Below are 3117 nucleotides of genomic sequence, written 5' to 3'. Positions count from 1 at the left end.
GCGGGTACCACATCGCTGCGCGATGTGCAAGAGAAACGCTTCGCTGCGCTCAGCGTGAAAAGCGCTTCGCGCCTTTCGATTCCCGCGTTGCCGGAATTGAGTATCTCCGCTTCGCTCCAATACTAAAAGCAAGGAATCTCCGCTTCGCTCCAATTCCCGATTCGCGCGCTGCGCGAATGGCTGGCTACGGGGAAGGGTGGGTGTATCACTGCGGGCCTGTGTAGCATCCCGAACAACAAGCCACCCCCAGGTACTGACACGCCATCACCCCGAACGAGTGCCGGCCCCTCGAAGAATCAGGGCTCGAACTCCGCTTCGCTCCATCCGAACCCTGACGTCCACTCACCCCCTACAGGGGCAGCAGCACACGAACGAGTCTACACGAAAACCGCCACAATCGCAGCCCGTTGCGCTAAAGTGAGACCCGCGCATCATCATGGCAAGGCTGCATCAGGTGCCATCCGATGCGCTGTGTAGAATCCCGATCGAATCACTACCACCTCCGCCAGGGCTGATCGCCCCTTCTCGCGACTTCTGGAGTACGGAATGCCGAATGCCGATGAGGTCCGTCTGTTTCCGCATCAGATCGAGGCGGTTGACGCGGTGGTGCGTGGTCTCGACATCCCTCCGGGGAAGCGGATTCCGCGTAATGGACTGCGGGCCACGGTGGTGGCTGCGTGCGGTACGGGAAAGACGTTCATTGCCGCCCATTCCGCGCTTCGGCTGGCGCGCAATGGGCGGATCTTGGTGTTGCTTCCGACCTTGGATCTGCTGACGCAGACGGTGCGGGAATGGCGCTTGGCCGGGCATACGGGTCCGGCGGTGGCGGTGTGTTCGCTGGATGACGACCCGCATCTGTGGGATCTCGATGTGCGCTCCACGACGAGCCCGCCGCAACTGGCGCTGTGGCACGGCCGCGGGCCGGTGACCGTCTACGCCACCTATGCGTCTCTGCCCGTGCTGGCGGAGGCCCACGAGGGTGTGTACGGGCTTCCCATGGACGTCTTCGACTTGGTGGTCGTGGACGAAGCCCACAGGACAAGCGGGTCAATGGGGAAGGCGTGGGCGGCCATTCACGACCAGGACGTCATCCCCGCGATGCGCCGGCTCTACATGACCGCCACACCCCGGATCTGGAAAGAGCGCCCACCCCGCCCCCCGTGGGCGGAACGGCAGTCGGGCTTCGAGAACCTGCGGGATCCGCTCCCGCACGAGCTGGCCTGCTCCATGGATGATCCGAAGATCTACGGGCCTGTGGTCTACGAGCTGTCGCTGGCGTCGGCGGTGTCGCGCGGGCTTTTGGCGCGCTATCAGATCGTGGTGGTCGAGCTGACCGACCCGGTGGTGACTCCTGCCCGCCTGGCCGGCGAGCAGAAGCGGGAGGAAGAGGTGCGCGGCCAGCGAATGGGCGCCTTGCAGGCCGCTTTGCTGGAGACGATGGCAGAGCACCGGTTGCAGACCACCATCACCTTCCATCACCGGACCATAGAGGCCAGCGCGTTCGCGAAGGGCTTGCCGAGGGTCGCGAAGCGGTTGCACGCCTCGGATCCGGAGCGGTACCCGGAGCGGGTGTGGGCCGACTGGCTGTGCGGTGAGCATGAGGCCGACCACCGGCGGCGCGTGCTCGGGGACTTCGGCCGCCGGGCCGGGCGTGCGGTGCTTTCGAATTGCCGTGTACTGGGTGAGGGCGTCGATATTAGGGCGGTGGATTCCGTAGCCCTGCTGGACCCGAAGGGTTCGGCGGTGGATATCGTGCAGGCAATCGGTCGGGCGCTCAGGCAGAAGCCCAATCAGGGAAAAGTGGCGACGCTGATCGTGCCCGTGTTCTTGGCCCCAGGTGAGCAGCCGGAAGACATGTTCACCTCTGCGTCGTACCGGCCTTTGGTGAAGGTCCTTGAAGGGCTTCGGGCGCATGACGAGCATGCCATTGAGATGCTTGCGATTCCGCAGGAGAACCAGAAGCGTGTGGTTGATCCGTCGCAAAACATCGGTGAGGAGCCGGAGGAAGGTGAGGAGGAGTCGCGGCTGCTGCTCCGTTTCGCCGCCCCCAGAGATCCGGTGATGGTCGCCAAGTGGGTCAAGTTCCAGATCCTGGATACCGAGCGCCAGGACTGGACGCGCGGGTACGACGCCGCCCGCCGCTACCGCGACCGGGAAGACACTCTCGATGTGCCCTACGAGCACCAGGAGGGCGCGTACCCGCTGGGCAGGTGGCTGTCCGACCAGCGGCGGGCGTACCGGGCCGGGACCATGCCCGGCAGCCGGGCGGACGAGCTGGAGGAGCTCGGCATCATCTGGGACACCGCTGATGTCCAGTTCGAGGAGAACCTCGCCGCGGCCCGCGCGTACTACGCGGAGGCCGGCACCCTGGCGGCGCCCCGCCACGCGACCGCGATGGACAAGCCCGTGGGGCAGTGGCTCACCAACCTCCGGCGGCCCGGGGGCCTTGGCAAGGACCCTGAGCGCGCAGCGCGGCGCGGCGAACAGCTCGCGGCCATCGATTTGGACTGGAACCCCGGGCAGCTGGGGTGGACCGTCGACTGGCAGCGTCACCACACCGGCCTGCGTGCCCTCCTGGAGGCCGGCGGGACGCTGGAGGAGATCCTGCCCGGCGTCACCTACCGCGGCGACGACATCGGCCGCTGGCTCGCCCGGCAGGCGCGGGACTTCGGCCGGCTGAACGCTGAGCAGCAGCGCCGCCTGGGCGTGCTGGGCGTGAAACCGGCTATGCGGCCCCGGAACGCGCCGGTACCCGCCGGCGGAAAGAGTGGGGCCGTCAAGGGCTCCGAAGCGTTCACGCGGGGCGTGACGGCCCTCGCGCAGTACATCCAACGCGAGGGCAAAACCGTCGTCGGGAGAGCCCACGTCGAAGAGCTCCCGGACGGAAGCACAATCAAGCTGGGCATCTTTCTGAGCAACCAGAGAAACCGACGCGAGCGCTTGAGTGAGCAACAGCTGGCGGCACTCGCCGAACTCGGACTCGACTGGGCCTGAGCCTCGATCCACCGTGTGAATTCTGATCGGGTTTCCGGCTGGGCTTCTCGTGATCTTTCCGGGTGCGGGCAGCACGTTGTGCCGGGTGGCCGTCCGGGGCGGGGTCTCCGAGGTCTTCCAGGT

At 66.4% G+C, this 3117-nt stretch carries 1 protein-coding gene; it reads left to right on the top strand.

What is annotated here, in order from left to right; translation table 11 throughout:
* Positions 1–546 precede the first annotated feature (546 nt).
* Positions 547–2994, top strand: coding sequence for a DEAD/DEAH box helicase (locus QMK30_RS38160; protein WP_283522919.1), 2448 nt, complete (start codon positions 547–549; stop codon positions 2992–2994).
* Positions 2995–3117 lie beyond the last annotated feature (123 nt).

It is taken from the genome of Streptomyces sp. H27-C3 (genome assembly GCF_030063415.1).
Classification (GTDB): Bacteria; Actinomycetota; Actinomycetes; order Streptomycetales; family Streptomycetaceae; genus Streptomyces.
This window is presented reverse-complemented; position numbering and strand designations above follow the sequence as displayed.

Bases quoted from the DNA above. Each gene is read 5' to 3' on its own strand.
- QMK30_RS38160 (WP_283522919.1), top strand. From the start codon at position 547: ATGCCGAATGCCGATGAGGTCCGTCTGTTTCCGCATCAGATCGAGGCG.